The sequence below is a fragment of the Cellulomonas sp. H30R-01 genome, from assembly GCF_010119915.1.
GTDB classification, from domain to species: Bacteria; Actinomycetota; Actinomycetes; order Actinomycetales; family Cellulomonadaceae; genus Cellulomonas; species Cellulomonas algicola.
Genome location: NZ_CP048210.1, coordinates 43,033 through 58,503, shown reverse-complemented (window position 1 = coordinate 58,503; position 15,471 = coordinate 43,033). Strand labels below are relative to the sequence as shown.

Sequence of the window (15,471 nt, the reverse complement as noted above, 5' to 3'; positions counted from 1 at the left end):
GGTGCCCGGGGGCATCGGGCCGCCGGGGTGGCCGCGGGTGCGGCGACGCGGTGCTCGGCCGCCTACGGGTCGGGGCGCTCGATCGTCGTGCGGACGGTGGTGACCGTCGGGCGGCGCGGCACGGACGAGAACCCGAACGCGACCGGCGGCACGGCGGGCACCAGGTCGCCGCACGGCTCACCGTCCCAGGCGACGCGGGCGTCCACGACGGCGTGCTGGTCGGTCGCGCCGTACCACTCGCGCCGTCCGGCACCCGCGCTGCCGCGGGTCCGCACACCGGGGAGGAGCGCGCGGGCGACGGGGTCCGCGAGCGTCGCGAACGTGCGGGAGCGGGCCAGCGAGCGCGGCACGGCGGCGAGCAGCCGGCCGAGCGGCGTGCGGTCGCCGATCGTGACGTCGGCGGTGAGCGGTCCGGCGTCGACGAGCCAGCGACGTGCCGCCGCGTCGCAGGTCACGCGCACGGGGGTGACGACGACGTCGTCGAACACGTAGGTGGCGGCGATCTCGTCGGCGACGTCGCGATGCGGCGCGAGCAGCGTGCGTCGGCCGTCGGAGTCCTGCGTCATGACGTCGGCGAACGGCGGCCACGGCGAGCGGAGCCAGCGACCGACGACGACCCGGCGGCCGTCGGCCGTCGCGAACCCCAGGATGTGGCCGTCGTAGCGGTCGAGCACGCCCCAGTGTCCCCGCGGGTGCGTCGGGGCGCGCGCCGACGGGCGATCCGCCGTGGGTCGGGACGCGGTCCGTCCGGGTCTCCGCAGCCTGTCGTCCTGCCGGCGCGTCGTCCCCGTCGGTGAACCCGTGGGGCCGCGTGCGGTGCGAGCGGTCCCCGCGGACGTCGCGCAGCGTCGCACCTAGGCTGCGAGGGTGCCCGACCCGATGCACTTCGACGGCATGGCCGACCTGTACGACCGGGCACGGCCGCCCTACCCGGACGCGCTCTGGTCGCGGCTGGGTGCGCTCGGCGTGCTGGGGAGCGGGACGCGCGTGCTCGAGCTCGGCGCGGGGTCCGGCCTGGCGACGGCGCCGATGGTCGCGGCCGGCGCCGCGGTGACGGCCGTCGAGCCCGGTCCCGCCCTCGCGGACCTGCTGCGTCGCCGGGTGCCGGAGGCGACGGTCGTCGAGGGGACGGCCGAGACCGTCCCGCTGGACGATGCGGCGTACGACCTGGTGGCAGTGGCGACGGCCGTGCACTGGCTGGACCTCGACGTCGTCCTGCCGCGGCTGCACCGCGCGCTCGTCCCCGGCGGGCATCTCGCGGTGTGGCGGCACGTGTTCGGTGACCCGGCTGCGCCGCTCACGCCGTTCCGTGAGCGCGTCGCGCAGATCGTCCGGGAGCGGGGCGACGTTCCGCCGCGGCCGGGGCCTGCGGAGCTCGACACGACCGGGTGGGTCGCCCGCCTGACCGCCGGCGGGTGGTTCATGGTCCGGCACGTCGACGAGCTGCGGTGGTCGGTCGACCTCGGTGCCGACCAGGTGCGCGACCTGTTCACGACGTTCAGCGAGTGGTCGGACGTCGAGGCCGAGGCGGCCGGACGCGCGGTGCGGGACCTCGGCGGTCGTGTCACCGAGCACTACCTGACGCCGCTGCTCGTCCTGCGCCGCGCCGGGACGCCCACGCGCTGAGTGCGAGGATCGGGACCATGACGCACGACGCGGCTCAGGACCCCGCCGGGACGGTGACGGACGTCGTCGAGCGCAGCCTCGCGGACCTGACGGACGCCGACGTCGAGGACGTCTACCGGCGGCTGCTCGTCCCGACGTTCCGACCCGAGGAGCTCGTGTCGCTCGACGAGGTGCGCGCGACCTTCACGGGACCGGACGCGCAGCCGTCCGTCGTGGTGCTGTCCGACGGCCGGCCCGTCGGCGTCATGCTCGGCACCTGGTACGCGGACCGGCGCGCGCTGCTGCTGACGTACCTTGCGCTCGACCCGTCGGCACGCGGCCTCGGGCTCGGCGGACGCCTCGTGCGGGAGGTGCTGCCGCGGTGGGCGGCGACGTCCCCGGGGGCGCTCGTCGTGGCGGAGGTCGACGACCCGCGCACGTGGGCGGCCGACGCGACGCAGGGCGACCCCGTGGCGCGGCTGCGGTTCTACGGCCGGCACGGTGCGCGGCTCGTCCCGCTCCCGTACGTGCAGCCGTCGCTCAGCCCGGGTGCACCGCGCGTCGACGGGATGCTGCTGCTGCGGCTCGACTCCGCACCGGGTCTCACGAGCGACGCGCTCGCGGCATTCCTGGCCGACTACTACGCGCAGTCGGAGGGCGCGGCGGTGGTGACGGACCCGCAGGTGTCCGCGCTGCTGGACGCGGCCCGTGCGCTCGATCTCGACGACCTGTGGCGCGTCGACCGGTGGGCGGACGTCGTCCGCTGACCGCGGACGGCCGACGGGGCGGGGTGCGACGTCGCGCACCCCGCCCCGTCGTGCCGGTCAGGTCGGGCCGTGGTCAGCGGGTCACAGGTACCACTGCTGGTTGGCCTGGTTGTTGCAGTCCCAGATCTGGACGCGCTGGCCGTCGTGCACGGGCAGCCCGCCGACGCCGTCGAGGCAGCGGCCGGACTGCGGGTTCTTGATCGCACGCGTGCCGGAGTCGTACGTCCAGCGCTGCGCGGCCGTGCCGTTGCACGTCCACAGCTGCACGACGGTGCCGTTGGCGGTCCCACCGCCGCTCACGTCGAGGCACTTGCCGAGCGCGCGGATCGTGCCGTCCGAGCCGCGGGTCCACGACTGCGCGGCGTTGCCGTTGCACCCGACGACCTGGATGGGGTTGCCGTCGTGCGTCTGCGCCCACGGGACGTCGAGGCACAGCTGGTTCGCGACGCGGATCGTGCCGGTGCCGGTCGGGAGCGAGCCGTTGCCGCCACCGCCGCCGCCGCCCGTCGAGCCGTTGTCGTAGACGCGGACGTAGTCGACCTTCATCTGCTGGGGGAACTGGGTCGAGCCGTCGGGGTAGCCGGGCCACTGGCCGCCCACGGCGACGTTGAGGATGAGGAAGTACGGCTTGTCGAACACCCACGGATTGCCGCCGACGCGGCTCGTCGTGACCTGGTGGTAGACGTTCCCGTCGACGGACCACGTGATCGAGCCGGGCTTCCAGTCGACCGCGTAGGTGTGGAAGTCGTCGGCGAACGACCAGTTCTGCGGGTGCTGGTACATGCCGCTGATGCCCGCGCCGCCCGAGTAGCCGGGGCCGTGCACCGTGCCGTAGATGCGGTGCGGCTCCTTGCCGACGTTCTCCATGATGTCGATCTCGCCGCTGCTGGGCCACGACGTCTGGGGGAAGTCGCCGCCGAGCATCCAGAACGCGGGCCAGATGCCCTGGCCGCGCGGGATCTGGATGCGCGCCTCGACGCGCCCGTACTTCGGCTCGACCTTGTTGTTGCTCTGCAGCCGGGCGGACGTGTACGAGCCGTCGGCCTCGCGGCGCGCGGTGATGACGAGGTTGCCCTGCCCGTCGAGCGCGGAGTTCGCGCGGGACGTCGTGTAGTTCTGCAGCTCGCCGTTGCCCCAGCCGCCGGCGCCGGTGTCGTAGCTCCAGACGTTGCCGTCGGGGGCGCTGCCGGCGCTGCCGTTGAACTCCTGCGACCAGACGACGTCGCCGACGGCGGCGGCTGCGGGTGCGGCGGGGCCGCCGGTGAGCTGGGCGGCGGTGAGGGCGCTGGCGACGAGGCCGGCGGTCATGACGCTCGCGCCGATCATGCGGGTGCGGCGGGCGTGGCGTGGGCGGGACGTGCGGGGACGTACGAGTGCGACGGGCATCGGTGCCTCCTCGGGGTCGTCTGGTGGACGACGGAGGCGCGGCTGACTCGTGTCACTTCGTTGTGCCGGGCGCGCCCTGCCGTCCGGCGACCGACCGTAACGGCCCTGCTTACTGACAGGCAAGTAATCCTTACCGAGGCCACCCGATCGTGCGGCCAGGACCCCGCTGACCTGCGACGACGCGCGCGATCAGCGAAACGATTCGGGATCCATCGGACAGCGACCGCGCGCCGCCGCAGTCACGACGGGTGCCCGTCGGACCGCCGGCGGGCGTCGAGATACGCGCGCACGGTGTCGTCGTCCGCGAGCTCGGCCGCGCGCGCGAAGGCGCGTCCGGCCTCGTCGGCGCGGCCCGCACGCGCCAGCAGGTCCGCGCGCGCCGCCCACCACGGCTGGAACGCCGGCACCGGCTCCGACGGCAGCGCCGCGAGCCCCGCGTCCGGGCCGTCGAGCCGCCCGACCACCGCCGCGAGCGCTGTCCGCGACCCCAGGCTCGGCGCGACCGCGTCGAGCGCGAGGTACAGGGTGCGCAGCGCCGCCCAGTCGACGACCCCGGTCCGTCGCCGGTCGCAGTGCACGGCCTGGATCGCCGCCTCGAGCCGGAACCGCCCCGGAGGTCCGGGCCGCGTCGCCCGGCGCAGGTACGACTCCCCCTCGGCGACCAGGTGCTCGTCCCACGTCGCCGGGTCCTGCTCGTCGAGCGGCACGAACACGTCGCCCGGCTGCCGCCGGGCCAGGGACAGCGTCACGAGCGCGGCGAGCGCCCACGCCTCGGCGTCGTCGTCGAGCAGTGACGCCAGCACGACGGCCAGGTGCTGCGCCTCCCCCGCGAGCTCGCGCCCGTCCTGCCGCCACGTCACCGCCGCGCACCCGTAGACCGCCTCCAGCACCGCGGGCAGCCGCTCCGGCATCGCGCGCCGGTCCGGCACGACGAACGGGATGCGCGTGCGCGCGATGCGCCGCTTGGCCCGGACGAGCCGCTGCTGCATCGCACCCGGCGGCACCGCGAACGCCCGCGCGACGACCTGCGAGTCCAGGCCGAGCACGGTCTGCATCATCAGGGGGGTGCGGACGTCGGGCGCGATCGCCGGGTGCGCGCACACGAACAGCAGCGCGAGCCGCCGGTCCTCGATCGCGTCCGGGTCGACGTCCACGCCGTCGGGCGACGTCAGCGCGCGGGCGTCGTCGAGCGGCGCGGCGCGGCGGGTCGCGGCGGAACGCCACACGTCACGGAGCCGGTTGCGGGCCACGGTGAGCAGCCAGGCGTCGGGGTTGCGGGGGACACCGTCGGCCGGCCACGTCGTCAGCGCCCGCTCGAAGGCGTCGGCGAGCGCGTCCTCCGCCTGCGCGAGGTCGCCCGTCGAGGCCGCGAGCAGCGCGACCAGCCGGCCGTAGGAGTCGCGCGCGGCACGCTCGGCGGCCGCGCGCGCTCCCGCGGTCACGCGTTCGGCACCCACACGCCGTCGACGACGTGCGTCGCACCCGGCCGGACCTCGACCGCGCCCCACTCGACCGACGGGGCACGCTTCGCCCACTCGAGCGCCGCGTCGAGGTCGGGCACGTCGACCACGAACGTGCCGCCGAGCTGCTCCTTGGTGTCGGCGAACGGCCCGTCCTGCACCTGCAGGGCACCGTCCACCGTGCGCAGCGTCGTCGTGCTGCTCGACGGCTGGAGCACCTCGGCGCCGACCAGGACGCCCGCGGCGTGCAGGGTCGCGGCGTAGGCGCTGAACTCGCGCTCGCCCTCCTCCCACCCGCCCTCGCCCAGGTCCTCGGGGGTCATCTCGGGGTAGTGCAGCAGGATCGTGTACCGCATGGGGTCCTCCTCGGTGTCGTCAGCGTAGGTCGCGAGCAGGGCCGCGACACCAGGATGACGATCTCGCGCCCGCCCGACAGACACCCGGGCCGCCGACCGTCGACGGGCCCACGCCCGGGACGCGGACGGCCCCCGTCGAGCACGTGGCTCGGCGGGGGCCGTCGGTGGTGCGGGTCAGCGCTCGCGGCGCGACCGGCGCGTCACCAGGACGAGCGCCAGGCCGGCGGCGGCCGTGAGACCGGCGAGGCCCGCGAGGGGAACGCCCTCGCTGCCGGTGTGGGCCAGGCTCCCGGTGCGGCCGCCCGACACCGGGTCGGCGGCGAGGACCTCGCTCAGGACCGGCACCACGGTGGGCGTCGGCTCCGGCGCCGGCTGCGGCTGGGGCTCCGGGTCGGGCGTCGGCGTCGGGTCCGGCGTCGCGACGGGCTCGTAGACGTAGGTCACGACCACGGTGCCGTCGGGGAGCGTGCCGGTCGGGTCGCCGTCCACGCGGACCAGGACGTAGCCGTCGATGTGCTGGGGCTGCGTGCTGTACGGGTCGCCCGCGTCGCCGGTCGTGGTGTCGTCGTCCGCCAGCGGGGTGCCGTCGGCGGTCTGGTGGTGGACGACGAGGGAGCCGGGCTTCGGGGCCGGCGGGACCGGCCGGTAGACGTAGGTGACCTCGACGGTCCCGTCGACGTACGTCCCGGTCGTGCTGCCGTCGACGCGGACCAGCGTCCAGCCGTCGAACGACTTCGCTGCGGTGCCGTACGCCGCGCCGACCTCGTCGGTGGACGTCGTGTCGTCGGCGAGCGGGCTGCCGTCCTCCGCGACGTAGTGCACGACGAGGGTGCCGGTCGCGTCGGCGGGCTCCGGGTCCGGGTCGGCCGTGGGTGCGTAGACGTAGGTCACGACCGCGGTGCCGTCGGGGAGCGTGCCCGTCGGGTCGCCCTCGACGCGGACGAGGACGTAGCCGTCGATCTGCTGGGGCTGCGTGCTGTACGGGTCACCGGCGTCGCCGGTCACGTGCTCGTCGTCAGCGAGCGAGATGCCGTCGGCGGTCTGGTGGTGGACGACGAGCGCTCCGGGCACGGGGAGGGGGGCGACGGGCTTGTAGACGTACGTGACCTCGGCAGTCGTCCCCTCGGCGTAGGTGCCGGTGGCGGGGCCGTCCACCCGGACGACCGTGTAGCCGTCGATGTCGAGCGGGCCGCTGCTCCAGGCCTCGCCGAGCCTGCCGGACGACGTCTGGTCGGCCGCGAGGGGCGCGCCGTTCTCGTCGACGTGGTGCACGACGAGGTCACCGGGCGCCTCGAACCGCACGACGGCCTCGGCCGGCGCGTCGATGCCCTTGCGCACGACGATGTTCGCCGGGCCGTTGCTGTAGGTGCCGGAGGTCGTCGACGTGACGTCGACCTCGACGGTGCACGACGCCTGCCCGGCGGCGAGCGACCCGTTCGTCACCGCGACCTTGGTGCCCTGCGCCCAGGCGTCGCCGACGCACGACGAGACGAGGTTCGGCTGGTCCGCGACGCGCAGGCCGTCGGCGAGCTCGTCGGCGAACGTCCAGCCCTCCTTCGCGGCGAGCTCGTCGGTGTTCGTGACGGTCAGCACCAGGCGCACGGACTCGCCCGTGGCCGCGACCGGCCGGTCGAACGCCTTGTCGAGCTGCGGCGTGACGTCGATGACCTGCAGGTCGTCGAACGCGCCGTCGTTGCCGAGGTGGCCCGACGTCAGGTTGCGCACGACGACGCCGAACGCGCCGCCTTCGTAGAGGAAGGACCGGTCGGACGCGAACTGCCCGCCGCGCACCGGCTCCTTGGTGCCGTTGGCGGAGGCCGTGACGGCGATGGTCTGCGAGCGCGGGTCGGTGATCGGGTCGATCGGGGTGCTCGTGAGCGCCTGCTCGCCCGTGCCGGCCTGGTTCACGTAGAACATGAGCCGCGGGTTCTCGCGGTCGGGGTGCGCCTTGTCGACGCCGTTGGTCGCGGCGGCGTTGAGCGAGAACGCGAGGAAGCGGCCGTTGGCGTCCTTGAGCTCGATGTCGTCCTTCGTCCGCAGCATCACGAGGTTGTCGGCGACGTTCGACGCCTTGACGTCCTGCGTGTAGGCCGAGATGGCGAGGTTGCTGCGCGGGTCGGAGCTGCCGTTGACCTTCCCGAGGGCCTCGGCGAGCTGCCGGAGGGTGGCGCGGGCGGTGGTCTCGGTGTCGTTCTTGGCGCCGGTCGCGTCGGTGGTCGCGAAGGTGCTCTGAGCCGAGACGACCATGCCGTTCGCCTTGACGGCGTTCTTCCAGTAGGGGTCCGCGTCGTAGGTGTGACCGTCGGCGCCGACGTACTGGTCGATCACCGTGCGCAGGCCGCTGACGGGGGCGTTCTGGAAGTCCTCGTGGAAGACGACGGTGGCGGGCTGCGGCTGACCCGGGGTCCCGGGGTTCGCGAGGCCGGCCGAGGCTCCGGCGACCACGAGGGTCGCGGCGAGCCCCGTCGCGGTGACGGTGCGGAGGACGGACATGGGAGGCGCTCCTGGGGTTGTCGGTGCGATGACGTCTTCAATGTATTTCACCGTTCACCGTCCACGGTCAGGACTTACGGCCCGACTTTCACCGATGACCGACCTACGATCAGGGCGTGCCCATCCCCACCACTCCGATCGACGTCACCGGAGCCGCCGAGCGCGCCGCGCTCTACGACCGGCTGCTCGACGCGATCGTCACCGGCGACCTGACCCCCGGGCAGCGCCTCGGCGAGCAGGAGCTCTGCGAGCGCTTCGGGACGAGCCGCGCCGCGCTCGGCGAGGCGCTCGCGCGGCTGTCGCTCGTCGGCCTCACGGACGTCGTCCCGCGCCGCTCCACGCACGTCACGGCCGTCGACCCGCGACGGGTCCACCAGGCGCTCGGCGTGCTCGGCGAGGTCACCGCAGCCGCGATCGTCGACGGGTTCCCCCGGCTCACCGACGCCGACCGCGACACCCTCGTCGCCTACCGCGACACGTGGCTCGTCGACGACGCCGCCGCGCTCACCGCGCTGCGCGAGTCACGCGTGAGCACGGTCCACGACGTGTTCTACCGCCGCGCCGCGAACGCCGACCTCGACCGCGTCCGGTCCTGGCTGTCCCCCGGGATCGTGCGCTTCCACCGCCTGCACGGCGACGCAGCCGACGCGGCCGCCGCCCGTCGCACCCAGCGCGCACTGGTCGACGCCGCCCTCGCCGGGGACGGCCAGGCCACCGTGCGCGCCTGGCGCGACGCCGCAGCGGCCGTGCCGACGGCGGTCCGCGAGGCGACCGACGTGCCGGCGCGTCGACCGACCACGCCCCTCATCCGCGACCGCGTGCGCGACGCGATCCGCCGGGCGATCCTCGACGGCACGCTCCTGCCCGGCGAGCTGCTCCGCGAGGCCGACCTCATGCGCTGGCTCGGCGTCTCCCGCACGCCCGTCCGCGACGCGCTCGCGACCCTCGCGGAGATCGGGATCGTCACGCAGCGGTACCACCAGCCCGCACGCGTCGCGACGCTCGACCGCCGCGAGTTCGTCGACGCCATGCGGACGGCGAGGGTCCTGCGCGGCTACGCCCAGCGGCTGTGCGTCGAACGCTCGCCCCAGGCGCTCCTCGACGCGCTCGACGCCGAGATCGCGGTCCTCGCCGACGACGACTCCCCCGGCAGCCGGCTCGCCGCGGCCACCCGGGTGGTCGACGCGACGCTCGCCGGCGCGCGCGACGAGGTGCTCACCGTGGTGCTCGACCGGCTCGCGCCGCGCGTGCGCTGGTACGCGACGCACGAGCCGTCCGTGCTCGACGCGTTCGACGCGGCCGCGCTCCGCGAGCTGCGCGACGCCGTCCGGGCAGGCGACGTCGCGCGCGCGGCGGCCGTCGACGCCCGCTTCTACGACGTCGCACCCGAGCCGCCCACCACCGCCTGACCGACCGCGCCCCACACAGGACGTTCGGCTCTGCCGCAGGTCGGACGCACGGCGAAGACTGCCGACGTGGAACGTCTGACCGTGTACGACCGGGCGGAGCTCGCGACCGACGTCGGGCCGAACCCGCGGCACATCACGGTCCTGCTCACGCTCGCCGGCCCGGCGCCGGGCGTCGACGAGGTGCGCCGACGCATGCGGCGCGCGGTCGCGGCCGAGCCGAGGCTGTCCGCGCGCGTCCGGCACCGCGCCGCACGGCCGCCGGTCTGGGAGCCTGTCCCGATCGACGTGCCCGACCACGTCACCGCCCGGTTCACCCCCGGTGGCGACCCCGTCGACGTCGCGCTCGACGACCTCGCGCGTCCCTTCCCGACCGGCGCGCCACCGTGGCGGCTGAGCGTCGTCGACGTCGGCGACCCCGAGCGTTCCGCGCTCGTGTGGACGAGCCACCACCTGCTCGGCAACGGCCCGAGCCTGCTCGGGCTCCTGCTGGAGACGCTCGGCGACGTCCCACGCGGCTCACCGTGGCGCACGCCCGGCCGCCCGCGCGTGCGCGCCGGGTCCGGCACCGGCCCGGACTCCGGCCCCGGCTCCCGCGCCGGCGGCGGCACCGGCTCCCGCTCCCGCTCCCGAGCGGACGACGAGCGACCGCCACGCACCGGTCGCGCCGGCCGCAGCCCGCTCGTCCGGCCCGTCACCAGCGGCACCGTCGCGGTGCCCGTCTCGGTCGACGCCGCCGCCGTGCGCGCGGGCGCCCGGACGTGCGAGGCGACCGTCAACGACGCGCTCCTGTGGGCGTGGGCGCGCGCGTACCACCGCGCCGACCTCGCGCGCGGCGGGCCGGGCGAGCAGGTGGCCCTGTCGGTGCCGGCGACGCTGCCCGGGACGCGGTTCGGCAACCACCTCGGGACGTTGCGGGTCGCCGTGCCCGCCGACCTCCTCGGCGACCCGGCCGACGGGCTCGCCCGGCTCGCCGCCCGGACGCGGTCCGCGAAGCGGCGGCTCCGGCCGTGGGCGTGGCCGCTCGCCCCGTTCGGCGCCCGGCTCGTCGCCCGGCTCGGCCTGCTGCCCTGGTTCCTGCGCCGCCAGCGCCTCATCAGCACCGTCGTCACGCACGCGCCCGGCCCGCCGGGTCCCGTCCGGCTCGTCGACGTGCCGCTCGTCGCCACCGTCCCGCTCGTGCCGCTCGTCGGCAACGTCACGACGTGCGTCGCCGCGCTCTCGATCAGCGGGCGGCTCGACGCGGCAGTCCTGTGCGCGCCGGAGTCCGCCGACCTCGTGCAGACCCTCGCCGACGACCTGCGCGACGGCCTCCGACAGGTCGCGGACCTCGCCCGGCGCCTACCGTGAGGGCATGCCTCGCACCGTCGCCACCCACCGCACCGTCGAGCTGCCCGAGCTCCTGGACTTCGTCCGCCCGCGCCACCACTTCCTGCTCGTCACGACGCGCACCGACAGCCGCCCGCAGGTGTCCCCGGTCAGCGGCGGCGTCGACGACCAGGGCCGTCTGGTGATCTCGACCTACCCGGGCCGGGCCAAGACGCGCAACGCCGAGCGCGACGCGCGCGTGAGCGTGTGCGTCCTGTCCGACGACTTCGGCGGCGCGTGGGTGCAGGTCGACGGCGACGCCGAGGTGCTGCACATGCCCGAGGCGGAGGACGCGCTCGTCGACTACTACCGCTGCATCGCGGGCGAGCACCCGGACTGGGACGAGTACCGCGCGGCGATGCGCCTGCAGGACAAGTCGCTGATCCGCGTGACGCCGACACGCTGGGGCCCGGTCGCGACGGGCGGCTTCCCGGCCGACGTGGCGGAGCGCCTCGACGCGCTCGACGGCTGACCCGACCGTGCTGCGCCGCGCGGAGGAGCTGCACGACGCGGCCGTCGCGGTCGTCGCCGCCGAGCGCGCCGCGCTGGCCGCGGCGGGCGTCCCGGGCGAGCTCGTGTGGGTCGGCGCGTCGAGCGTGCCGGGTGCGCTGACCAGGGGTGACGTCGACCTGCACCTGCGCGTCCCGCCCGAGGAGTTCGACGCGGCCGTCGCGCTCGTCCGGCGCGACCACGCCGTCGTCCACCCCGAGATCTGGTGCGCGACGCTCGCGACGTTCGCGGTCGACGCACCCCTGCCCGCGGGCCTGGCCGTGACACCGCTGGGCTCCGAGCACGACGTGCGGTTCACGCGCACGTGGGCGCTGCTGCGCGCCGACGCAGCCCTGCTCGTGGAGCACAACCGCGTGAAGGCCGAGGCGGACGAGAGCGCGCCCGACGAGTACGAGGCGCGCAAGTCCGCGTTCTTCGACCGGGTCCTCGCCGCCGACGGGACCGGCGATCCTGCCGGTGACGGCACCGGCTGACGCGCGCGGCGGCACCGGCCGAGGCACGCGTTGGCACCGCGCGAGGCACGCGGCGGCACCCGACGACGCACGGGGCGTCACCGCCAGAGGCCGCGCTTCGTCAGCACGTCGCGCAGCACGTCGGCGCGGTCCGAGATGATCCCGTCGACCCCGAGGTCGAGCAGCGTCCGCATGTCGTCGGCGTCGTCCACCGTGCTGCTGGACGGGAGCAGTCCAGCGCGGTAAGGACGCACCGTTCCCGCGCATTGATTCGACCGCAGGGCGAATCGCTGATCGCGTGGCGCTAAGACCCTAAGGCCGGTCCCCGCCGATCTTTCCCGGCGGACGTGGCCAGCCGGCTCGACCCGGTCGACGGCAAACGCACCTGCCGCCTCACCTTGAGCGGCCGCACGACGAGACGTTCGCGGTCACACTTGCCGACGTAGGCCTGCTCCGCTACCTGCCACACATTGTCACGTCGTGCGCTCCGGGCACCGTCTCCCGAGGCGACGTCGACGTCGACCTCCGCCCGTCGCCGGAGCACTTCGACGTCGAGGCAGTCGCCGCGCGACGCAGGCGGACATCCCTTCGCACCGGTTCGTCACTCGACCAATGCAGGCTAGCGAAGCGACGGATAGCGGCCGCGCGATACGAAATACCAAGCCACCCTTCGTCGACCGCCTGCTTGTCTCCATCGCTCGACTGCCTCGCGGATCTCCCCGGTCCGCCGCGACAGCGCAAAACCCTTTAAGGCAGTTGCAAGAACCGTCAACTTGCGCCGAATCGGCGCGCGTCTCGAAATCCACTGCAAGAATCAGGTTCAAGGAACGACCAAACACCGGTGAAGCCCGGCGGCCGATCGTATGCGCAACTCAGCACGACTCGCCGCCGCCTACGTCGGCCAGGCCGACGCTGGCGCTACGTTTGGAGCATGCTCTGGCGTCGCACGAGACAGTCATCGCTGGCCGTCGATCGAACCGCGTCCGCGCCGACCGAACCGGTCGAAGACACTGGTCCGCCGGTGGCGGCCGACCTACGGTTTCGACTCGACTTGCTCCGCGAGTCGTATGGCGAGGTGCTCGACGCCGTCAAGCATCAAGACGACAAGATCGGTCGACTCCTCACGGGGCTATCGTTCCTGACCGCTGCCACCCTCTCGCTCGCAGCTCTGGGAGGCGCTAACTACGTCACGCGCCAGTTCCACATCGCTCCATTCACGACCCCACTAGCACTGATCGCCCTAGGCGCGTTTATTGTAGGAATGGTGTTCGCAGTCGTGCTTCTACTCGCCGCCTTCAGTACGCCACTACGACTTCCTGGCCAGCAACGCACTGCTCCCCGCACTCCGTCGGTGGATTGGTCGAACGGCGTCAAGGGCTCCCCCGTGTATTTCTACGAGATCATTCGTTTGTCGCGTGAACACTGGCAGAAGAAGATGACCAGCGACTCGGCTGAACAGGACGAGGGGCTGCTTCGAGAGCGCGTGGGATCGCTCATCGACGAAACCCACAATCTCGCGGCACGGGCTACTTACAAGCACGAGCGAATCACCGAAGCAACCGCCGTAGTTGTTGCCGCTTTGTTGGCGCTCCTGCTAGCAGCCACGCTGACACTTGTCGCCGCTGCCGGCACCCCGCTTCCAATACCGACCGATGAACCGCTCGATGACCTTGAAATGTCTCAGCCTGGCGCTTGGGCACTTGGGCACTTGGGATCATCATCGCGCTTGCGTGCTTTCTTCAATTCCACGCACGCATTCGGAATCAACGGCAGACAGTCAACGAGGGGCGGGTCTCAATATTGCCCGACCTGCTTTACGCGACATCTATCAGCCTAGGATTATTGACTCTTGTCGCCGACTTGAACAACTTCGTCGGGGCACCACTGGTAGTTCTCGCCCTAGGCCTTATCGCAGGAGCGATTCAGATCAAGAGTGTCTTGCGGGATACGACGGAGTACCGGGCAGCACTCGCGGCGACGACGGGCGACAGGGATTCCCGCCGACGCATCGAGTTCGCTCGTAGGACAAGTCGCTCGTCGTATCGGGTTGTTTTCGTCACGCTTGCAGCTACGGCGGCTGGCACATACGTTGCATGGCAACCTGATTACGGATGGCGCCTCTTGGCTGCTGCGACGGTTTACGGGTTGCTGGTCCTCTCGACCGTAGTCGGGCCGACCTTCGATGCCGAGTGGCGCAACTGGATCGCACCATTCGAAAACGATCCGGTCACGCCAGACGGTAGTTGACCTTCGAGCCTCTAAGCAGCTCCCCGACATGGCTCGTCAGGCCCACCTTGCGCTGGAGCGCGATCCCAAGATTCTTACTCCTTGCGATGGTGAGCAGCTCCCGCAGCACTTCCAACCCGTCAGCGGGATCAAACAGCAGCCAGTCGTCCGGCGTACCATATGTACGGGATGGAGCCTCGACTTCCTGATGCAGCTGAAGCACCCACGGGCGATCACCATCGTGGGCCCATTCAACCCTCACGGGCCCCAAGGTCGCGCGAGCGGCGTCGAGAAGGCCTCGGACGTCCGCAACAACTGACCCTGGCAACTTCTCCGGGCTGGCCTGACCCAGCATGTACCTGTCACCGTATCCCGTAACGCCTTCGACGAGATCCGTCTGAGTGTCAGCAGACCTCGCCGTTGCGCCCGACCATTTTGCGTCAACCGACTCCTGCACGATGACCGACGCTAGCTGATCTCCGTTTGGATCTTCGCGGCCCATCAGCATAAAGACGTCATCCCAACCGAGCTGCGTCGAGTAGTGGCCCGGCACCGGTTCGCGCGGGGCAGTCCGAACCCATACGTCACCAGTCGAAGCGGTCATGCCGAAGCGGAAGGGCGGCACCCTCCTGGGAATGACAAGAGTTGAAGGCACGGCGAGACCAATCGCCGCAGCGACGACGAGACCGAACGCCTTGTCCCCGATGATTCGACTCAAGGGATTCGGCCATTGGATGCCGAAAGGTGCTTCAATCACGTCCGAGGTCGGGCTCGCTTCCCACACGGTGTAGTGCTCGCGACGGAAACCCGCACGTTGCGGATGGATACTAAATTCGACCCGTTCACCGGGAAGAGATACAGCACGTATATCAAACCCATAAATGGTGCGAATGATCTCCGTCGCCAATCGAATGTTTGTCGAAATGACCTTTTCGCCGTCCTCGACGACGCGGGGCGTGTCGTCAGGACCGAACTCCACAAGGTTGCCCGCCGCAACCCCTGAAACGCCTCCGTCGTGAACGTCGATGCTCTCATTAACGATGCAGAAGAGTTGTTCGACCCCGGCCACTTCGAGGGCCTCCACCACTTCGTTGATCCGTCGCAGCCCCGTAAAGAATCGCGTCCCTTTTCGAAGCCCTTTGGGGTCGAACGTGCGGACGTTCACGGTGCCGGATCCTGCCCGTTGCAGCAGCGCAGAAATCGCCGAGTGTGCATCGTCAACGTCCGCAGCAGTGACTGAGTCGCGCATGAGGCTGTGGCGTGTCGTCATCCTCGACGTATCGACGCTCACAAACTGAGCAACGTTGAACCGCCGCGACAGAGCCCAGAGAGACTCGTCCTTGAGCATTACAGACGAGCCAGCGTTGCGATCACAGATTTCTGCATCGAAGCGTCCCCGCCCGCCGCTTCAATCTCGACAATGGCATCGTCGAGCAAATCTA

General features: G+C 72.3%; 13 protein-coding genes. 7 read left to right on the top strand and 6 right to left on the bottom strand.

Translation table 11 applies throughout. From position 1 onward, the window contains the following. Window positions 1-62 precede the first annotated feature (62 nt). Entirely contained in the window at window positions 63-674 is a 612-nt protein-coding gene (locus GXP71_RS00275; RefSeq protein WP_162351014.1) for a hypothetical protein, read from the bottom strand. A gap of 193 nt (window positions 675-867) precedes the next feature. On the opposite strand from GXP71_RS00275, the gene GXP71_RS00270 reads away from it, so the two are divergent. Together GXP71_RS00270 and GXP71_RS00265 are read left to right on the top strand one after the other, a co-directional pair. Further along, window positions 868-1,626 carry a class I SAM-dependent methyltransferase gene (locus GXP71_RS00270; RefSeq protein WP_162351013.1) on the top strand — a complete coding sequence of 253 codons (759 nt, stop codon included), beginning with the start codon at window positions 868-870 and terminating at the stop codon, window positions 1,624-1,626. Between the two features lie 17 nt (window positions 1,627-1,643). Further along, complete coding sequence (locus GXP71_RS00265) at window positions 1,644-2,372, top strand: GNAT family N-acetyltransferase (RefSeq protein WP_162351012.1); 729 nt, start codon at window positions 1,644-1,646, stop codon at window positions 2,370-2,372. A gap of 81 nt (window positions 2,373-2,453) precedes the next feature. On the opposite strand, the gene GXP71_RS00260 is transcribed toward GXP71_RS00265, so the two are convergent. From GXP71_RS00260 to GXP71_RS20525, 4 genes are all read right to left on the bottom strand, one after another. After that, window positions 2,454-3,758, bottom strand: coding sequence for a glycoside hydrolase family 16 protein (locus GXP71_RS00260; protein ID WP_162351011.1), 1,305 nt, complete (start codon window positions 3,756-3,758; stop codon window positions 2,454-2,456). 239 nt (window positions 3,759-3,997) lie between these two features. Next, window positions 3,998-5,200, bottom strand: a complete 1,203-nt coding sequence (locus GXP71_RS00255) for an RNA polymerase sigma factor (RefSeq protein ID WP_162351010.1) — start codon at window positions 5,198-5,200, stop codon at window positions 3,998-4,000. Beyond that, complete coding sequence (locus tag GXP71_RS00250) at window positions 5,197-5,574, bottom strand: YciI family protein (protein ID WP_124344503.1); 378 nt, start codon at window positions 5,572-5,574, stop codon at window positions 5,197-5,199. Before GXP71_RS00250 ends, GXP71_RS00255 begins: the two co-directional genes overlap by 4 nt. Window positions 5,575-5,748: 174 nt before the next feature. Then, complete coding sequence (locus GXP71_RS20525) at window positions 5,749-8,067, bottom strand: MucBP domain-containing protein (protein ID WP_162351009.1); 2,319 nt, start codon at window positions 8,065-8,067, stop codon at window positions 5,749-5,751. Window positions 8,068-8,183: 116 nt separating this feature from the next. Between GXP71_RS20525 and GXP71_RS00240 the strand changes: the two genes are divergently transcribed. From GXP71_RS00240 to GXP71_RS00215, 5 genes are all read left to right on the top strand, one after another. After that, window positions 8,184-9,476 carry a GntR family transcriptional regulator gene (locus tag GXP71_RS00240; protein WP_162351008.1) on the top strand — a complete coding sequence of 431 codons (1,293 nt, stop codon included), beginning with the start codon at window positions 8,184-8,186 and terminating at the stop codon, window positions 9,474-9,476. Window positions 9,477-9,542: 66 nt separating this feature from the next. Continuing rightward, window positions 9,543-10,823, top strand: a complete 1,281-nt coding sequence (locus tag GXP71_RS00235) for a WS/DGAT domain-containing protein (RefSeq protein ID WP_162351007.1) — start codon at window positions 9,543-9,545, stop codon at window positions 10,821-10,823. A 4-nt stretch (window positions 10,824-10,827) separates the two neighbouring features. Next, window positions 10,828-11,313 (top strand): PPOX class F420-dependent oxidoreductase, encoded by a 486-nt coding sequence (locus GXP71_RS00230; protein ID WP_162351006.1) that lies wholly within the window; start codon window positions 10,828-10,830, stop codon window positions 11,311-11,313. 7 nt (window positions 11,314-11,320) lie between these two features. Further along, window positions 11,321-11,824 carry a GrpB family protein gene (locus GXP71_RS00225; protein WP_124342726.1) on the top strand — a complete coding sequence of 168 codons (504 nt, stop codon included), beginning with the start codon at window positions 11,321-11,323 and terminating at the stop codon, window positions 11,822-11,824. 910 nt (window positions 11,825-12,734) lie between these two features. Continuing rightward, window positions 12,735-13,640 (top strand): hypothetical protein, encoded by a 906-nt coding sequence (locus GXP71_RS00215; RefSeq protein WP_162351005.1) that lies wholly within the window; start codon window positions 12,735-12,737, stop codon window positions 13,638-13,640. 390 nt (window positions 13,641-14,030) lie between these two features. On the opposite strand, the gene GXP71_RS00210 is transcribed toward GXP71_RS00215, so the two are convergent. Continuing rightward, window positions 14,031-15,377: a hypothetical protein gene (locus GXP71_RS00210; protein ID WP_162351004.1), complete on the bottom strand. Its 1,347-nt coding sequence runs from the start codon at window positions 15,375-15,377 to the stop codon at window positions 14,031-14,033. Window positions 15,378-15,471 lie beyond the last annotated feature (94 nt).